Annotated in this window: 14 protein-coding genes; 3 read left to right on the top strand and 11 right to left on the bottom strand. The window is 75.5% G+C overall.

Going from position 1 to position 15763, the window contains the following annotated elements; all coding sequences use genetic code 11:
- Positions 1–101: 101 nt before the first annotated feature.
- Positions 102–980 carry a phosphotransferase enzyme family protein gene (locus tag ACIP60_RS33430; RefSeq protein ID WP_400691913.1) on the top strand — a complete coding sequence of 293 codons (879 nt, stop codon included), beginning with the start codon at positions 102–104 and terminating at the stop codon, positions 978–980.
- Positions 981–1014: 34 nt separating this feature from the next.
- On the opposite strand, the gene ACIP60_RS33425 is transcribed toward ACIP60_RS33430, so the two are convergent.
- A complete protein-coding gene (locus ACIP60_RS33425) occupies positions 1015–2442 on the bottom strand; it encodes an LCP family protein (protein ID WP_400691910.1) in 1428 nt (475 codons plus the stop codon).
- The gene (locus tag ACIP60_RS33420) at positions 2439–2951 is read right to left on the bottom strand and encodes a SigE family RNA polymerase sigma factor (RefSeq protein WP_100836909.1); all 513 of its coding nucleotides are present in this window, start codon (positions 2949–2951) and stop codon (positions 2439–2441) included. The genes ACIP60_RS33425 and ACIP60_RS33420 overlap by 4 nt, the downstream gene beginning before the upstream one ends.
- A 221-nt stretch (positions 2952–3172) precedes the next feature.
- Between ACIP60_RS33420 and ACIP60_RS33415 the strand changes: the two genes are divergently transcribed.
- Positions 3173–4939 (top strand): ABC transporter ATP-binding protein, encoded by a 1767-nt coding sequence (locus ACIP60_RS33415; RefSeq protein WP_400691907.1) that lies wholly within the window; start codon positions 3173–3175, stop codon positions 4937–4939.
- A gap of 113 nt (positions 4940–5052) precedes the next feature.
- Here the strand turns inward: ACIP60_RS33415 and ACIP60_RS33410 are convergent, their stop codons facing one another.
- From ACIP60_RS33410 to ACIP60_RS33385, 6 genes are all read right to left on the bottom strand, one after another.
- On the bottom strand, positions 5053–6243 hold the full coding sequence (locus tag ACIP60_RS33410) for a S8 family serine peptidase (protein ID WP_400691904.1): 1191 nt from the start codon (positions 6241–6243) through the stop codon (positions 5053–5055).
- Positions 6244–6408: 165 nt separating this feature from the next.
- Entirely contained in the window at positions 6409–8811 is a 2403-nt protein-coding gene (locus ACIP60_RS33405) for a glycoside hydrolase family 65 protein (protein WP_400691901.1), read from the bottom strand.
- Positions 8808–9551, bottom strand: coding sequence for an HAD family hydrolase (locus ACIP60_RS33400; protein ID WP_400691898.1), 744 nt, complete (start codon positions 9549–9551; stop codon positions 8808–8810). Before ACIP60_RS33400 ends, ACIP60_RS33405 begins: the two co-directional genes overlap by 4 nt.
- Positions 9552–9625: 74 nt before the next feature.
- Positions 9626–10093 (bottom strand): SRPBCC domain-containing protein, encoded by a 468-nt coding sequence (locus ACIP60_RS33395; RefSeq protein WP_400691895.1) that lies wholly within the window; start codon positions 10091–10093, stop codon positions 9626–9628.
- Between the two features lie 56 nt (positions 10094–10149).
- Positions 10150–10767, bottom strand: a complete 618-nt coding sequence (locus tag ACIP60_RS33390) for an SDR family oxidoreductase (RefSeq protein ID WP_100836903.1) — start codon at positions 10765–10767, stop codon at positions 10150–10152.
- A 60-nt stretch (positions 10768–10827) separates the two neighbouring features.
- On the bottom strand, positions 10828–11295 hold the full coding sequence (locus tag ACIP60_RS33385) for a carboxymuconolactone decarboxylase family protein (protein WP_400691891.1): 468 nt from the start codon (positions 11293–11295) through the stop codon (positions 10828–10830).
- A gap of 50 nt (positions 11296–11345) precedes the next feature.
- Between ACIP60_RS33385 and ACIP60_RS33380 the strand changes: the two genes are divergently transcribed.
- Complete coding sequence (locus tag ACIP60_RS33380; protein ID WP_400691888.1) at positions 11346–12776, top strand: PLP-dependent aminotransferase family protein; 1431 nt, start codon at positions 11346–11348, stop codon at positions 12774–12776.
- Here the strand turns inward: ACIP60_RS33380 and ACIP60_RS33375 are convergent.
- The 3 genes from ACIP60_RS33375 to ACIP60_RS33365 form a co-directional block, all read right to left on the bottom strand.
- Complete coding sequence (locus ACIP60_RS33375) at positions 12764–12943, bottom strand: DUF6126 family protein (protein ID WP_318551985.1); 180 nt, start codon at positions 12941–12943, stop codon at positions 12764–12766. The genes ACIP60_RS33380 and ACIP60_RS33375 overlap by 13 nt on opposite strands.
- A gap of 31 nt (positions 12944–12974) precedes the next feature.
- A complete protein-coding gene (locus tag ACIP60_RS33370; RefSeq protein WP_111555021.1) occupies positions 12975–13580 on the bottom strand; it encodes a helix-turn-helix domain-containing protein in 606 nt (201 codons plus the stop codon).
- Between the two features lie 440 nt (positions 13581–14020).
- Entirely contained in the window at positions 14021–15754 is a 1734-nt protein-coding gene (locus ACIP60_RS33365) for a pyruvate dehydrogenase (RefSeq protein WP_400691884.1), read from the bottom strand.
- Positions 15755–15763 lie beyond the last annotated feature (9 nt).

The raw sequence follows: 15763 nt of genomic DNA, 5'->3' as shown, positions 1-15763 counted from the left end.
TCCCCGCCCGCCGAGCCCGCGGCGCACACTGGCAGCGGCCCCGGCCCACAGCATCCGGCCCCCGGCCGGCCCCCGGACGTCGAACGGAACGAGCCCGAGACGTGGACTGCCGCACCCCCGCCGCCCTGCTGGCCGAAGCCTGCGCCGCCGCCGGGCGCCCGAGCACCGGCGCGCGGCTGATCCGGGCCGGTGAGAACACCCTGTGGCGGCTGCCCGGCGGAGTGGTCGCCCGGATCGGCCGCCCCGGCCAACTCGCGGTCGCGGCCAAGGAACTGGCCGTCGCCGACTGGCTGCACCGGCACCGGGTGCCGGCCGTCCGCCCGCTCGGCCACCCGGCCGCGCCGCTGGCGGTGCACGGCCGCCCGGTCACCTTCTGGCACGAGCTGCCGCCGCACCGCCCCGGCACCCCGGTCGAACTGGCCACCGCGCTGCGCCGCCTGCACCGACTGCCGCCGCCACCGGCCGGACTGGGCGCCCTCGACCCGTTCGTCCGGCTCCCCGAGCGGATCGCCGCCGCCGCCCTCGACGAGCCGGGCCGCCGCCGACTGCGCTCCCACCTCGCCGAGTTGCGCACCGCCTGGAGCGAACTCGCCCTCCCCGCCCGGCCGCCGCACCTCGTGCACGGCGACGCCTGGAGCGGCAACCTCGCGGTCACCGCCACCGCCTCCCACCTGCTGGACTTCGAACGCACCGCGCTCGGCCCGGCCGAGTGGGACCTGACCACCACCGCCGTCGGCCGCCACACCTTCGGCACCGTCCCGCCCGGGACGTACGACGCGTTCTGCGCCGCCTACGGCGCCGACGTCACCGAGTGGCCCGGCTACCCGGTGCTCCGCGACATCCGCGAACTCCGGCTCACCTGCTACGCCTGGCAGCAGGCCGGCGCCGACCCCCGCCACCGCGCCGAGGCCCGCCACCGGCTGGCCTGCCTGTTCGGCGAGCACGGCCCCCGCCCCTGGGGCTGGACGGCGCTCGACTGACCGCCCGCCGACCACCGGCCCACCCGCCCGGCCGTCAGTCCACGCAGGGCACCCCGCCCAGCTCGACCGGCTCCGGCAGCAGTCCGGAGACCCGCGCGGACGGGTCCGGCGACGCCCGCACCCCCGTCGACCCCTCCGCCGCCGCCACCGCCTCCGCGTCCGCCGCCGAACCCTGGACCGCCGACCCCTGGTCCGCCGACCCCTGGCCCGCCGACTCCGACCCCGACGGCGCGGGCGCGGGCGTCGCCGGATCGTCCTCCAGGAGCTTCCGGGCCGCCCCCGGCACCCCCCGGAGCCGGGAGCCGTCGAGGACCACCGGCAGGGTCCGCAGGGTGCCCCGCCCGGCGGCCAGCGCCGGCACCTGGCGGACGAAGTCCACCGGGCTCCACCCCGTGTCGACCACCAGGTCCTGTTGCAGGGCCCGGTACAGCGCGGTGAGCTTCCCCGGCTCGGCCAGCACGCCGCCGCCGCGCAGCTTCTCCACCACCCCGGCCAGGAACGCCTGGGCGCGCCGGGTGCGCTCGATGTCGGTGCCGGTGCCGACGCCGCGCCGCTGGCGGACGAAGGCCAGCGCCTGGGCCGGGTCCAGCTCCTGCCGCCCGGCCGGGAGCCGGGCCCCGCTCCACGCGTCGTCCACCGGGTGGTTCAGGCAGACCGGCACCCCGCCGAGGGCCTCGGCGGCGTGGTAGAAGCCGACCAGCGAGAGTTCGGCGTAGTGGTCCACCCGCACCGAGGTCAGCTGCTCGACCGCCCGGAGCAGGGCCTGCCGCCCGGCGCCCTGGCCGCGCGCCCACAGCTCCTGCTCGGACAGCCCGGCGTCGCGCTGCTGCTCCGTCGCGGCGCGCGCGGCGTCCGGGTAGACCTGGTCGAGCGGCACCTCCTCGCCGGAGGCCCCGGTGACGTAGACGTCCCGGGGCAGCGACAGCTGCCGGACCTCGCCGCCGCCCGCCGGGACGTGCACCAGCATCACGGTGTCGGTGGAGCCGGGGGACCGGGACGAGCCGTGCAGGCCGTCGCGCCGCAGCGCGTCCGGGGCCGGCCCGCCCCGGGCGTCGACCGCGGTGTCCAGGCCGACCAGCAGGACGGTCACCCCGCCGGCCAGCGGCGGCGGCGCCGGGTCGGGGCCGGAGTGCGCCAGGTCCACCACGGAGGTCTTCTCCCCGGGCACGCCCCGCGGCACCGTCAGCACCCCCGCCCCGACCGCGACCGCCGCGGTCAGCACCCCCGCCAGCAGCACGGTGCGCCGCCGCCGGGCCCGCCGGCGCCGCCGTCCGGCCGCCAGCCCGCCGTCGACCAGCCGGGCCGTCACCTCCGGACCCGGCCCGCCGCCCGTCAGCCCGAAGGCCGCCCCCAACTGCACTTCGAACGCCCCTTCCCCGTCCCGGTCGCCGCCCGCGCCGCGCGCCGCGCCGCCCGCCCCGCCGTCCACCGCACCACTCCGTCCGTCGCGTCCCGGGTTCATCGCGCCACCAGTTCCGCCAGGTCCCCGCCCAGCAGCCCCCGCAGTTTGGCCAGCGCCCGCGAGCACCTGGTCCGCACCGCCGCCGAACTGTCCTTCACGATCGCCGCGGTCTCCTCCACGCTGCGGTCCTCCCAGTACCTGAGCACCACCACCGCCCGGTCCCGGGGCGGCAGTTGGGCCAGCGCCTCGACCAGGGCCAGGCGCAGCGCCGAGTCCGGCCCGTCCTCGGCGACCTCCGGCAGGGCCTGGCTGGGCCGCTCGCTGCTGCTGCGCCGCCGCTGGTGCGTCAGGTACGCCCGGACCAGCACGGTCTGCGCGTACCCGGCCGGGTTGTCGATCCGGCCGGCCCAGCTCGGCCGGTGCAGCCGGTGCCAGTGCGCGTACATCTGCCCCAGCGTGTCCTGCACCAGGTCCTCCGACAGGTGGGAGTCCCCGCCCGTGAGGAAGTACGCCGAGCGGTAGAGCTGCCCGGACCGGGCCGTCGCGAACACGACGAACTCCTCCTCCATGGCGGCCCGCCGTCCAGCAGTGCCCACGTTCCGTCTCCCCTCGCCCTGATCCGCCCTATGACGGCGCGGAGGTGCCGCGATGTTTCACCCCTGACCGGACCTGTTCGAAAAGTCGTCCGTCCATGGAGTATCACTGTCCGGTTGCGGACAGTCCGAGGGGCCCCGCCCGCTGGAAGGATGGGACGGCACCGCCTGTTCACCCCCCGTACTGGAGTTCCCCCATGGCCCTGCCCGACGGATCGCTCAGCCACCGCTACCGCGGCGAGCACCCCGTCCGCACCCTGCTGTTCCTCTTCCGCCCCGACCGCGCCCGCGTCCTCGGCGCGGTCGGCGTCTTCTTCGCCAAGCACGCCCCCGTCTGGCTGCTGCCGCTGATCACCGCGAACATCGTCGACGTGGTGGTCAAGCACCGCGACGTCTCGGTGCTCTGGTGGAACTCCGCCGTCCTGCTGGTCATCCTGCTGCTCAACCTGCCGCTGCACATGCTGTACGTGCAGTGGATGCACGGCTCGATCCGCCGGATGGGCACCCGGCTGCGCTCCGCCCTGTGCCACCGGATGCAGCAGCTGTCCATCGGCTACCACTCCCGGGTCAGCGCCGGCGTCCTGCAGGCCAAGGTGATCCGCGACGTCGAGGGCATCGAGACCGCCTCCCAGCAGACCGCCGACAACGGCCTGGCCGCGATCGCCACCCTGCTCGGCGGCCTGGTCGTCATCGCCGTCCAGACCCCGGCCTTCCTGCCGGTCTTCCTGGTCGTCGTCCCGGCCAGCGCCCTGCTGGTGGTCCGGCTGCGCGAACGGCTGCGCAGCCAGAACGAGTCCTTCCGCCGCGAGGTCGAGCAACTCTCCTCCCGCATCGGCGAGATGACGACCCTCATCCCGATCACCCGGGCGCACGGCCTGGAGCGCACCGCGCTGCGCCGGGTCGACCGCACCCTGGGCCGGGTCCTGGACGAGGGACTGCGCCTCGACCTGCTCAACGGCCGCTTCGGCTCGATCTCCTGGATCCTGCTCAACGCGATCGGCGTCGGCTGCCTGGCCGGCTCCGCGCTGGTCGCCTACTACGGCTGGCTGAACGTCACCCCCGGCGCCGTCGTCATGCTCAGCGCCTACTTCTCCTCGCTCACCAGCTCCGTCACCACCCTGCTCACCCTCACCCCGCAGCTCGGCAAGGGCCTGGCCTCGGTCCGCTCGGTCGGCGAGGTGCTCCAGGCCCCCGACCTGGAGGAGAACTCCGGCAAGGCGGACGTCGCCGGCGTCACCGGCCGGATCGACTTCCAGAACGTCGGCCACAGCTACCCCGGCGCGGACGCCCCGTCCGTCACCGGCTTCGACCTGTCGGTCCGCCCCGGCGAGACCATCGCCCTGGTCGGCGCGTCCGGCGCGGGCAAGTCCACCGTCCTCAACCTGGTGATCGGCTTCCTGCGCCCCACCGAGGGCCGCATCCTGCTCGACGGCCGCGACATGGAGGAGCTCGACCTGCGCTCCTACCGGACCTTCCTGTCCGTCGTCCCGCAGGAGTCGATCCTGTTCGAGGGCAGCATCCGGGAGAACGTCACCTACGGCATGAAGGACGTCCCCGAGGAGACCGTCCTGGCGGCCCTGCGCGACGCCAACGCCATGGAGTTCATCGACCGCCTCCCCGACGGCCTCGACACCGTGGTCGGCGAACGCGGCGCCCGCCTGTCCGGCGGCCAGAAGCAGCGCCTGGCCATCGCCCGCGCGCTGATCCGCGACCCGCGCATCCTGATCCTCGACGAGGCCACCTCGGCGCTCGACTCCCGCTCCGAGTCCCTGGTCCAGCAGGCCCTGGCCCGGCTGGTGCGCGGCCGCACCGTCTTCGTCGTCGCCCACCGCCTGTCCACCATCCGCGGCGCCGACCGGATCGTCGTCATGCACGACGGCCGGATCGCCGAGATCGGCTCGCACGCCGAACTCCTGCGCACCGGCGGCCCCTACGCGGGCCTCCAGGCCGCCCAGCTCGCCTGACCCGCGGTCTCCGGCGCGGCGAGACCGGGGGAGGCACGTCCGGGAGAGGCACGTCCGGGGGCGCGGGAACCGCGCCCCCGGACGTGCCTCTCCCGGACGTCGGCCCCGCGCGGCTACTCCCGGAACGCCGCCACCCCGTCCGGGCTGCCCAGCCCGGTCGGTCCGTCGTACCCCGGCCCCGCCGTGCACAGGTACGCCGGGTCGCAGGAGTCGGCCGTCGCGCCGGAGGTGACGTCGTGCAGGGCGTCCGGGTGCCGGTACGGGAAGGACGCCGGGCGGCTGCCGGCCGAGGGGCGGCCGGCCAGGGCGTAGGTCGCGGCGATGATCGGGGCGGCGGCGGAGGTGCCGCCGTAGGTGTACCAGCCGTTGCCGCCGTAGCTCTGGTAGACGGCCACGCCGGTCGCGGGGTCGGCGACGGCGGACACGTCGGCGACGGTGCGGCGGTCGCAGCCGGGGTCGGTCTGCCAGTCGGGCTTGGGGAGGCGGCCGGAGCAGCCGCTCGCGGTGCCCTCGTCGGGGCCGGTGGACCAGGCGCTCTCGCTCCAGCCGCGCGGCGCGGTGCCGTCGGGCCGCAGGGTGGTGCCGCCGACCGCGACCACGTGCGGGGAGGAGGCGGGGAAGTTGACGCCGTAGCCGCCGTCGCCGGAGGCGGCGGCGATCACCACCCCGGGGTGGTCGAAGTACCGGCTGTCGTAGGCCGCCGCGTTGGCGTTCTCGGTGGTGCCCCAGCTGATCGACACGTACCGCGCGCCGAGCGCGACCGCGGTGTTGACGGCGGTGCCGAGGTCGGAGACGGCGGCGCTGTCGGCCTCGACCAGGACGATCCGGGCGCGCGGCGCGACCGCGGAGACCATGGCGAGGTCGAGCGCGGTCTCCCCGGCCCAGGCGGTGTCGCCGCGGGGGAGCCGGTTGCCGCCGCGCTGGTCGGTCTTGCGGAAGCAGCCGCTGCCGGAGGTGCAGGCGGGCAGCCCGTAGCGCTCGCGGTAGGTGCCGAGGTCGGCCTCGGCGCGCGGGTGGTCGTACGCGTCGACGACGGCGATGGTGGCGCCCTCGCCGCCGCCCGCGGGCAGCCCGTACGCGGCGCGCAGCTCGGCGGGCCCGTACCCGTCGTCGCCCGCGGTGGCGGCGGTGCCGGGCCTGATCACGCGCAGCGCGTCGCAGGAGGCGGTGTCGGCCCGGGCGGGGGCGGCGCAGCTGTGCACCCAGCGCGGGGCGGCCGGGGCGGCCGGGGCGGGTCGGGCGGTGGTGGCGGCGGTGGCGGTGAGCGCGGTGAGCAGGGCGGCGGTGAGCGCGAGGGGGCGCAACGGGGCCTCCGTTCGGGGCGGCGGAACCGGAGGCGCCGGGGGTCTCCCCGCACCCGCCGGTTCACGGGGGGTGCAGGGAGTGTTGACGTGCCGTCGGACCGGTACACGCACGGTCACCCGCCCGGGGGAGGGCACCGGGCGGGCGGAGTGCGCCGAGCGCAGCGGCTACTCGGCGGGCAGGTGGTCGACCGCCCCCACCTTGACCCCGGCCTGGCTGTGCCGTCGGGCGGGGGCCCGGCCGGGCGGCTGGGCGGGGCGTTCGCCGGGGTCGCCGATCTTCGCGGTGGGCCGGCTGACCGGCTTCCCGGCCTCGACCCGCAGCTGCTCGTCGTCGTGCAGGACGGGCAGCACGCTGCCGCGCCGCAGCGTGTACGTGGTGGTGGCGTGGGTGATGTCGACCCGCAGCAGGTGTTCGCGCACGCTCATCGAGAAGCGCAGCCGCTGGAGCCCGGCGGGCAGCCGGGGGCGGAAGGAGAGCTGCTCGGTGTGGTCGCGCAGCCCGCCGAACCCGGCGACCAGGGCGATGCAGGCACCGGCCAGCGAGGCCATGTGCAGGCCGTCGCGGGTGTTGCCGCCGAGGTCGTGCAGGTCCATCAGGGCGGCTTCGGCGGTGTAGTCGTAGGCCAGGTCGAGCTGGCCGACCTCGGCGGCGATGACGGCCTGGGTGCAGGCGGAGAGCGAGGAGTCGCGGACGGTCAGCCGCTCGTAGTAGGCGAAGTTGCGGGCCTTCTGCTCGGCGGTGAAGACGTCGCCGCGCACCTGCATGGCCAGCACCAGGTCGGCCTGCTTGACCACCTGCTTGCGGTACAGGTCGAAGTACGGGTAGTGCAGCAGCAGCGGGTACTTCTCCGGCGGGGTGGCCTCGAAGTCCCACATCTGGTGGTCGGTGAACCCGTCGGCCTGCGGGTGCACGCCGATCTGCTCGTCGTACGGGATGAACATCTTGTCGGCGGCGTCGCGCCAGGCCGCCGCCTCCTCGGTGTCCACCCCGAGCAGCGAGGACTCGTGCCGGTACTTCAGCGCGGTGGCCGCCGCGTTCCACAGGTTCGACTGCGCCATCACGTTGGTGAACACGTTGTTGTCGGCGACCGCGGAGTACTCGTCGGGGCCGGTGACGCCCTCGATCCGGAAGTTGCCCTTGGCGTCGTGGTGGCCGAGCGAGCGCCACATCCGGGCGGTCTCCACCAGCAGCTCCAGGCCGTGGGTGCGCTCGAACTCGGTGTCCCCGGTGGCCCGGACGTAGCGGACCACGGCGGCGGCGATGTCCGCGCCGATGTGGAACGCGGCGGTGCCGGCCGGCCAGTACCCGGAGCACTCCTCGCCGCGGATCGTCCGCCACGGGAACACCGCCCCGGCCAGCCCGAGCTGGGCCGCCCGCTCGCGGGCCATCGGCAGCGTGGTGTGCCGCCAGCGCAGCGCCTGCTTGACCGCGTCCGGCAGGCAGTAGGTGAGCACCGGCAGCACGAAGGTCTCGGTGTCCCAGAACGAGTGGCCGTCGTACCCGGGCCCGGTCAGGCCCTTGGCCGGGATGGCCCGCTCCTCGCTGCGGGCGCCCGCCTGCAGCACGTGGAACAGCGCGAACCGGACGGCCTGCTGGAGCTCGACGTCGCCCTCGATCTCGATGTCGTTGTCGCTCCAGAACCGGCCCAGGTACTCCTTCTGCTCGCTCACCAGCCCGTCCCAGCCGGTGTACCGGGCGGCGGTCAGCGCCGCCTCCACCTGGTCCCGGACGGCGGGCAGCGAGCGGGTCGCCGACCAGCCGTACGCCAGGTACTTCACCAGGCGCAGCTTCTGACCGGCGTTCAGCACCGTGGTGGCGGTGATCCGGGCCTGGTCGTCGGAGGACTCGGCGGTGGTGTCGATCCGCTCCGGCCCGTCGACCACGTGGTCCATCGCGGCGGCCACCCGCAGCCCGGAGAACCGGGTGCGGTGCACCAGCACGCCCTTGGTGCCGTCCGCGTGCTGCAACTCGGCGGCCAGCGGGGCCTCCAGCACCGCCGCCGCCCGCGGGTCGCCGTCGCCCGCGCCGCCCGGCAGCTGCTCGTTGGCGACCAGCTCGGACTGGAGCACGATCCGCACCGGCCCGTCCACGGCCTCCACCGTGTAGTCGACCGCGCAGACCGCCCGCTGGGTCAGCGACACCAGTCGGGACGAGGTGACCCGCACCGTCCGCCCGGCCGGCGAGGTCCACTCCGCCTCCCGGCGCAGCACGCCGTCCCGGAAGTCCAGGGTCCGCCGGTGGCTGCGCAGTTCGCCGTAGCGCAGGTCGAACGGCTCGTCGTCGACCAGCAGCCGGATCAGCTTGCCGTTGGTGACGTTGATGACGCTCTGCCCGGACTCCGGGAACCCGTAGCCGCTCTCCGCGTACGGCAGCGGACGCAGCTCGAACACGCCGTTCAGGTAGGTGCCGGGCAGCCCGTGCGGCTCGCCCTCGTCCAGGTTGCCGCGCAGCCCGATGTGGCCGTTGGACAGTGCGAACACCGACTCGGCGCGGGCCTGCCCGGGCAGGTCCAGGCCGTGCTCGCTGATGCCCCACGGGTCGACGGTGAACAGTTCGGACGGGCTCACCGGTGCTCCTCGATCAGCTCCGACAGGTCGTCGACCACGATGCTCGCGCCGTGCTCGCGCAGCGCGTCGGCCTGGCCGGTGCGGTTCACGCCCACCACCGCGCCGAAGCCGCCGGCCTTCCCGGCCGCGACGCCCGCCAGCGCGTCCTCGAACACCACCGCGTGCTCCGGGGCGACGCCCAACTGCCGCGCCGCGGCCAGGAAGGTGTCCGGCGCGGGCTTGCCCGCCAGGTGGTCGCGGGCCAGCACGACCCCGTCCACCACCACCTCGAACAGGTCGTCGATCCCGGCGGCCCGCAGCACGTCCCGGCAGTTCGCGCTGGAGGACACCACCGCGCGCGGCAGCCCGAGTTCGCGCAGCCGGTGCAGGTACGCCACCGAGCCCTCGTAGGGCTGCACGCCCTGCTCGCGGATCAGCCGCAGCACCGTCTCGTTCTTCGCGCTGGAGAGCCCGTTGACCGTCCGGGTGCCCGGCGGGTCCTGCGGGGTGCCCTCGGGCAGGTCGATCCCGCGCGAGGCCAGGAACTGCCGGGTGCCGTCCAGCCGGGGCCGCCCGTCCACGTACCGGTCGTAGTCGCCGGGGTCGAACGGCCTGAACTCGCCGCCGGTGCGCGCCGCTTCGGCCCGCAGGAAGGTGTCGAACATGTCCTTCCAGGCCGCGGCGTGCACCTTCGCGGTCTGGGTGAGCACCCCGTCCAGGTCGAACAGGAAGGCCGTGATGCGGTCCGGAAGTCCCAACATGCAGTCAGTCTCACCCGTCCGGCCCGCTCCATGCCGGTCATCGCCCGATCCGGCGCGTCGCACCCGCCGGGCCCTCACTCCGCCTGCACGTGCACCCCCGGGTGCGGGTAGCCGGCCGGGACGAACAGCGGCTGCGGGCGGCCGCTCTGCGCGTAGTCCTTCAGCCGGACGAGCAGCTCCGCCCACCGGCCCGCCGCCACCGCCACCGCCGGGCCGGTGTCCGCGGCCCAGCCCAGGTGGCGCAGCAGCAGCACCGACTGCCGCGGACCGTCCGGGTGGTCGAAGAAGTCCCAGGTCACCGTGGTGCCCTGCCAGGCCGGCGGGAACACCCCGACGCTGCGCCAGGCCACCCGCTCCAGGTCGGCCCGCTCCCGGCGCAGCCGGAACGGCCCCGGGGTGTCCGGCACCGGGAACAGCAGGTCCTCACCGTCCCGCTCCACCTCGGTGGTCCACCAGGACGCCAGCCCCTCGCGGGTGTCCAGCGCCGCGAGCAGGCGCTCCCGGGACGCCGCGACGTCGACCTGCAGGGCGATCTCGGCCATCGCACTCACCTCACCCCCTCCACGATCCCGCCCGGCCCGGCGCCGGGCAACCGCGGTCAGGTCGTGAGCTCCAGGGTCTGGTGCACCGTGGTCTCGTCGTCCAGCAGCCGCACCAGGGTGTGCGCGACCTCGTCCCGGGACACCCGGCCGGGCCGGTTCGGCGGCGGCGCGAGGTGCGCGTGCCGCTCGGTGGGCCCGTCGGTCAGGCCGCCGGGGCGCAGCACCGTCCAGTCCAGCGGACGCTCCTTCACGGCCTCCTCGGCCGCCCACTTCGCCTTCAGGTACGCGTCGAACTCCGGCGTGACCTCCGGGTCCCCGATCCGGTCCAGCCCCATCGAGGAGACCAGCAGGTACCGTCGCACCCCGGCCCGGTGCGCCGCGTCCGCCAGCAGCACCGCCCCGGCCCGGTCCACGGTCTCCTTGCGGGCCGCCCCGCTGTCCGGCCCGGCCCCGGCCGCGAACACCACCGCGTCCGCCCCCGCCAGGTGCCCGGCCAGCTCCTCCACCGAGGCCCGCTCCAGGTCGCACACCACCGGCCGGGCCCCCGCCTCCTCCAGGTCCCCGGCCTGCGCCGGGTTCCGGATCAGCCCGGCGACCGTGTCGCCCCGGGCCGAGAGCAGCTTCGAGAGCCGCAACGCGATCTTTCCGTGCCCACCTGCGATCACCACGTCCATGGAACGCGACGCTACCTCCGGCCGGGGGCCCCGGCACGCCGGGACGCGCCGCCGGCCCCGCTACGGGCGGGGGGTCAGCCGACTGGTCACGCCGACCCGGTTGAGCGCGTTGATCGCGCTGATCAGGCCGATCAGGTGGGCCAGTTCGGCCTCCGGGAAGTGCGCGGCGGCCTCGTCGAACACCTCGTCCGGGACGTGCGTCCCGGCGAGCAGGGTGACCGACTCGGTGAGGGCCAGCGCGGCGCGCTCGCGGGCGGTGAAGTACGGGGTCTCCCGCCACGCGGCCAGGGTGTCCAGGCGGTGCGGGCGCTCGCCGTTCGCGCGGGCGTCCCGCGCGTGCACGCCGAGGCAGAACGCGCAGCCGTTGATCTGCGAGGCGCGCAGGTTGACCAGTTCGGTGACCACCGGGTCGGCCAGGCCGGCGGTGGCGGCCCGGGAGGCCTCCAGCAGGGCGCGGTGGAAGTCGGGGGCGCTGCGGTGCAGCAGGATGCGGGGAGCAGGGGCGGGAACGGTGGATCCGTCGGTCATGCCGCCCACCGTAGGCGCGCGGTGGACCGGCGGCGTGGTTCATTGGGGGGATGGATTCCTGGGCCACTTTCGGCGGCGACCTGCACCTCGACCTGGACGCCGGACGGGCCCGCGGCCTGGGCCTGCGCGCCGCCCTGGAGGACGCGCTGCGCACCGCCGTCCGCGACGGCCGACTGGCCGCCGGCACCCGGCTGCCGTCCTCCCGGGCGCTCGCCGCCGACCTCGGCATCGCCCGCAACACCGTCGCCGAGGCGTACACCCAGCTCGCCGCCGAGGGCTGGCTGGCCTCCCGCCAGGGCTCGGGCACCGTGGTCGCCGGACGCGGCCCGCAGCCGTCCCCGGCCGCGCCGCCGCCCGGCCTGCCCGTCCGGCCCGCGCCCGTGCACAACCTGCGCCCCGGCTCGCCCGACCTGAGCCGCTTCCCGCGCGGCGCCTGGCTCGCCGCGGCCCGCCGGGCCCTGGCCACCGCCCCGCACGAGGCGTTCGGCTACGGCGACCCGCGCGGCCGGATCGAACTGCGCCGCGCCCTGGCCGACTACCTGGCCCGGGCCCGCGGCGTGCGCACCGACCCGGAGCGGCTGCTGATCTGCACCGGCTACCTCCAGGGCCTGGGCCTGCTCTGCGCCGCCCTGCGCGAGCACGGCCTGACCGAGGTCGCCGTCGAGGAGTACGGCCTGCCGCCGCAGCACGCCGCGATCACCGCCCGCGGCCTGGCCCTGCGCCCGCTGCCGCTGGACGAGGGCGGCGCCCTGACCACCGGCCTCGACCGCACCGGCGCCGGGCTGGCCGTGCTCACCCCCGCCCACCAGTTCCCCACCGGCGTCCCGCTGCGGGCCTCCCGGCGGGCCGCCGCCGTCGACTGGGCCCGGCAGACCGGCGGCTACCTGCTGGAGGACGACTACGACGGCGAGTTCCGCTACGACCGGCACGCGATCGGCGCCATGCAGGCCCTCGACCCCGAACGGGTGGTGTACGCGGGCACCGCCGCCAAGTCGCTCGCCCCGGGCCTGCGGCTGGCCTGGCTGGCCCTGCCCGCCGCCCTGGTCGAACCGGTGGCCCGGCACAAGCGGCTGGCCGACGGGCAGAGCGGCGCCCTCGAACAGCTCACCCTGGCCGAACTGATCGACTCCGGCGGCTACGACCGGCACGTCCGGCGCAGCCGGCACCTGCTGCGCCGCCGCCGCGACCGGCTGGTCGAGGTGCTCGCCGCCCGCGCCCCGCAGGTCCGGGTCACCGGCCTCAACGCCGGCCTGCACGCCGTCCTGGAACTGCCCGCGGACGGCCCCGGCGAGGACGAACTCCTGCGCCGCGCCAGGAAGTCCGGCCTCGCCCTGAACACCCTGGGCTGGAGCCTGGCCCCCGGCGCGACCCCCGCCCCGGGCCGGGCCCCCGGCCTGGTGATCGGCTACGGCACCCCGCCCGAGCACGCCTTCGAACCCGCCCTCGACGCGCTCTGCGCGCTGCTCCGTCAGCCCTTGTGACTGCCGACGTAGAACAGCAGGAACAGGAAGCCCACGAAGACGTGGCCCGACACGATGTAGATCCACACCCGGATCCAGACCCGGTTCGAGGCGCGGTAGCCCGCGTCGATGGTCTCGGCGTACTTCGGGACGGGGGCGTGGGCGGGGTGCTTCGCGGTGTCGGCCATGGCGGTCTCCTGACGGTGGTGGCGGACGGGGCTAGATGCGGGGGGCGTCGCCCAGGCACAGCTCGCCGGCCGGGCTCTGCAACAGCGTGTGGACGAAGATCAGGTCGAGGCCGTCGGCGGTGTCCGCGGCGATCACGTGCGGGGTCATCGAGTCGAAGTGCGCCGAGTCGCCCGGCTCCAGCAGGTGCACCCGGTCGCCCAGGGTCAGCCGCATCCGGCCCTCGGTGACGTACAGCCACTCCTCGCCCGGGTGCACCCGCACCACCGCGTCCTGCGTGCTCGGCGGCACGTGCACCCGCAGCGCCTGCATCGCCCGGCCCGGCGCACCGGCCCGCCGGTAGCCCCAGCCGCCGGCCCGCCCGGGCTCGATCCCGCCGCCCCGGATCACCGGGTCCGGCTCGCCGGGCTGCTCCCCGAGCAGCCCGGCCACGCTCGTCCCGTACGCCCGGGCCAGGCCCAGCAGCACCGGCAGCGAGGGCTGCCGCCGCCCGGTCTCCAGGCGCGACAAGTAAGCTGGCGAGAGGCCGACCCGGGCCGCCGCGGCCTCCAGCGTCAAGCGGCTGGAGACCCGCTGCTCCCGCAGTCGCGCACCGAGGCCCGCGACCTCCTGGTCCTCACCGAGTGGGCTGTCCGTCATGCCCCCAGTGGACACCCTCCGTGCCCCACAGGCAACAAACTTGCCTCCCAGGCAAACCCCCCGCGACCGCCCCTCATCCTCCCCACCCCCACCCACCCCTCGCAAGGGGCCGACCGTCCCTCCCCGGACAACCCCGCCCCCGCCCCTGAAGGCTGCCACCCGCAGGGCCTCTTTCCCTCGCCTCCCGCCGGCGGCTTCGTCCCCGGGCAGCCCCGGTCCCGCCCCTGAAGGCTGCCGGTCGCTCTCCTCTTCCCCCTGCCGCCCGCAGGGCCTGTTCCCCTCCCCTCCCACCTCCCGCCGGCGGCCTCCTCCCCGGGCAGCCCCGGTCCCGCCCCTGAAGGCTGCCGACTGCTCTCCTCTTCCCCCTGCCGCCCGCAGGGCCTGTTCCCCGCTTCTCCCCCCTGCTTCTCCCCGGAGAGCCCCGGCCCCCTGAAGGCCGCTCAGGGGCGCGGGATGTTGCGGAGGTTGGAGCGGGCCAGGTCGATCATCTTGCCGACTCCGCCGGTCAGGACGGTGCGGCCGGCGGCGAGGGCGAAGCCCTTGAGCTGGGCGGCGGTGATGTGCGGGGGGATGGAGAGGGCGTTGGGGTCGGTGACCACGTCGACGAGCGCGGGGCCGGGGCGTTCCAGGGCGTCGACGAGCACCTCGCGGACCTTCGCGGGGTCGGTGACCCGCTTGGCGGGGATGCCGCAGGCGCGGGCGATCGCGGCGTAGTCCACGTCGCCGTTGTCGATCTCGGCCTCGGGGTAGCCGGAGACCAGCATCTCCAGCTTGATCATGCCGAGCGCCCCGTTGTTGAACACCACGGTCTTCACCGGCAGCCGGTACTTCGCCACGGTGAGCAGTTCGCCGAGCAGCATGCCGATCCCGCCGTCGCCCGACATCGAGACCACCTGCCGTCCGGGGAAGGCGAGTTGGGCGCCGATCGCGTGCGGCAGCGCGTTCGCCATCGAGCCGTGCAGGAAGGAGCCGATCACCCGGCGGCGCCCGTTGGGGGTGAGGTAGCGGGCGGCCCAGACGTTGCACATCCCGGTGTCGACGGTGAACACCGTGTCCTGGTCGGCGACGTCGTCGAGGACCGAGGCGACGTACTCGGGGTGGATCGGCCGGTGCTTCTCGATGCCCTTGGTGTAGGCGCCGACCACCGTCTCCAGGGCCTTGCAGTGCCGGTCCAGCATCCCGTCCAGGAAACGGCGGTCGGTCTTGCGCTCCAGCAGCGGCAGCACGGCCCGCAGCGTGGCGGCCACGTCGCCGTGCACGGCGAGTTCCAGCGGGGTGCGGCGGCCGAGCCGGGTCGCGTCGTGGTCGACCTGGACGGTGCGGGCCTGCGGGAGGAAGGAGTCGTAGGGGAAGTCGGTGCCCAGCAGCAGGACCAACTCGGCCTCGTGCAGCGCCTCGTGGCAGGCGCCGTAGCCGAGCAGGCCGCTCATCCCGACGTCGTACGGGTTGTCGTACTGCACCCACTCCTTGCCGCGCAGCGAGTGCCCGACCGGGGCCTGCAGCACCTCGGCGAGGTGCATCAGCTCCTCGTGCGCGCCGCGGACGCCCGCGCCGGCGAAGACGGTCACGGTGCGGGCGGAGTTGAGCGTCTCGGCGAGGGCCTGGACCTGGGACCAGGGCGGGGCGGCGACGGCCTGCTCGGTGAGGAAGGCGCTGCTCCCGGTGGGGGAGGGGGCGGTGAGCGCGGCGACGTCGCCGGGGAAGACCAGCACCGAGACGCCCGGGGCGCCGAGCGCGTGCTGGATGCCGACCCGCAGCAGCCGGGGCAGCTGGGCGGGGTTGGAGAGCATCTCGCACCAGGTGCTGCAGTCGGTGAACACCCGCTCGGGGTGGGTCTCCTGGAAGAAGCCGGTGCCGATCTGCCCGGACGGGATGTGCGAGGCCAGGGCCAGCACGGGCACCCCGCTGCGCTGGGCGTCGTACAGGCCCTGGATCAGGTGGGTGTTGCCGGGGCCGCAGCTGCCCGCGCAGACCGCGAGCCGCCCGGTCAGCTCGGCCTCGGCGGCGGCCGCGAACGCCCCGGCCTCCTCGTTCCTGACGTGCACCCAGGAGATGCCCTCGGCGCGGCGGATCGCGTCGACGACCGGGTTGAGGCTGTCGCCGACCACTCCGTAGACGCGTTCGACCCCGGCCTGCCGGAGCACTTCCACCATCTGGTCGGCCACGCTGCCCACGGGATCACC

The organism is Kitasatospora sp. NPDC088783, assembly GCF_044750705.1.
Classification (GTDB): domain Bacteria; phylum Actinomycetota; class Actinomycetes; order Streptomycetales; family Streptomycetaceae; genus Kitasatospora; species Kitasatospora fiedleri.
This window is presented reverse-complemented; position numbering and strand designations above follow the sequence as displayed.

What these genes read in the sequence shown, in the direction of transcription:
- ACIP60_RS33385 (WP_400691891.1), bottom strand. Translation starts at nt 11,295, where the DNA reads ATGACCGACGGATCCACCGTTCCCGCCCCTGCTCCCCGCATCCTGCTG.
- ACIP60_RS33375 (WP_318551985.1), bottom strand. Translation starts at nt 12,943, where the DNA reads ATGGCCGACACCGCGAAGCACCCCGCCCACGCCCCCGTCCCGAAGTAC.
- ACIP60_RS33380 (WP_400691888.1), top strand. Translation starts at nt 11,346, where the DNA reads ATGGATTCCTGGGCCACTTTCGGCGGCGACCTGCACCTCGACCTGGAC.
- ACIP60_RS33370 (WP_111555021.1), bottom strand. Translation starts at nt 13,580, where the DNA reads ATGACGGACAGCCCACTCGGTGAGGACCAGGAGGTCGCGGGCCTCGGT.
- ACIP60_RS33415 (WP_400691907.1), top strand. Translation starts at nt 3,173, where the DNA reads ATGGCCCTGCCCGACGGATCGCTCAGCCACCGCTACCGCGGCGAGCAC.
- ACIP60_RS33420 (WP_100836909.1), bottom strand. Translation starts at nt 2,951, where the DNA reads ATGGAGGAGGAGTTCGTCGTGTTCGCGACGGCCCGGTCCGGGCAGCTC.
- ACIP60_RS33395 (WP_400691895.1), bottom strand. Translation starts at nt 10,093, where the DNA reads ATGGCCGAGATCGCCCTGCAGGTCGACGTCGCGGCGTCCCGGGAGCGC.
- ACIP60_RS33390 (WP_100836903.1), bottom strand. Translation starts at nt 10,767, where the DNA reads ATGGACGTGGTGATCGCAGGTGGGCACGGAAAGATCGCGTTGCGGCTC.
- ACIP60_RS33400 (WP_400691898.1), bottom strand. Translation starts at nt 9,551, where the DNA reads ATGTTGGGACTTCCGGACCGCATCACGGCCTTCCTGTTCGACCTGGAC.
- ACIP60_RS33425 (WP_400691910.1), bottom strand. Translation starts at nt 2,442, where the DNA reads ATGAACCCGGGACGCGACGGACGGAGTGGTGCGGTGGACGGCGGGGCG.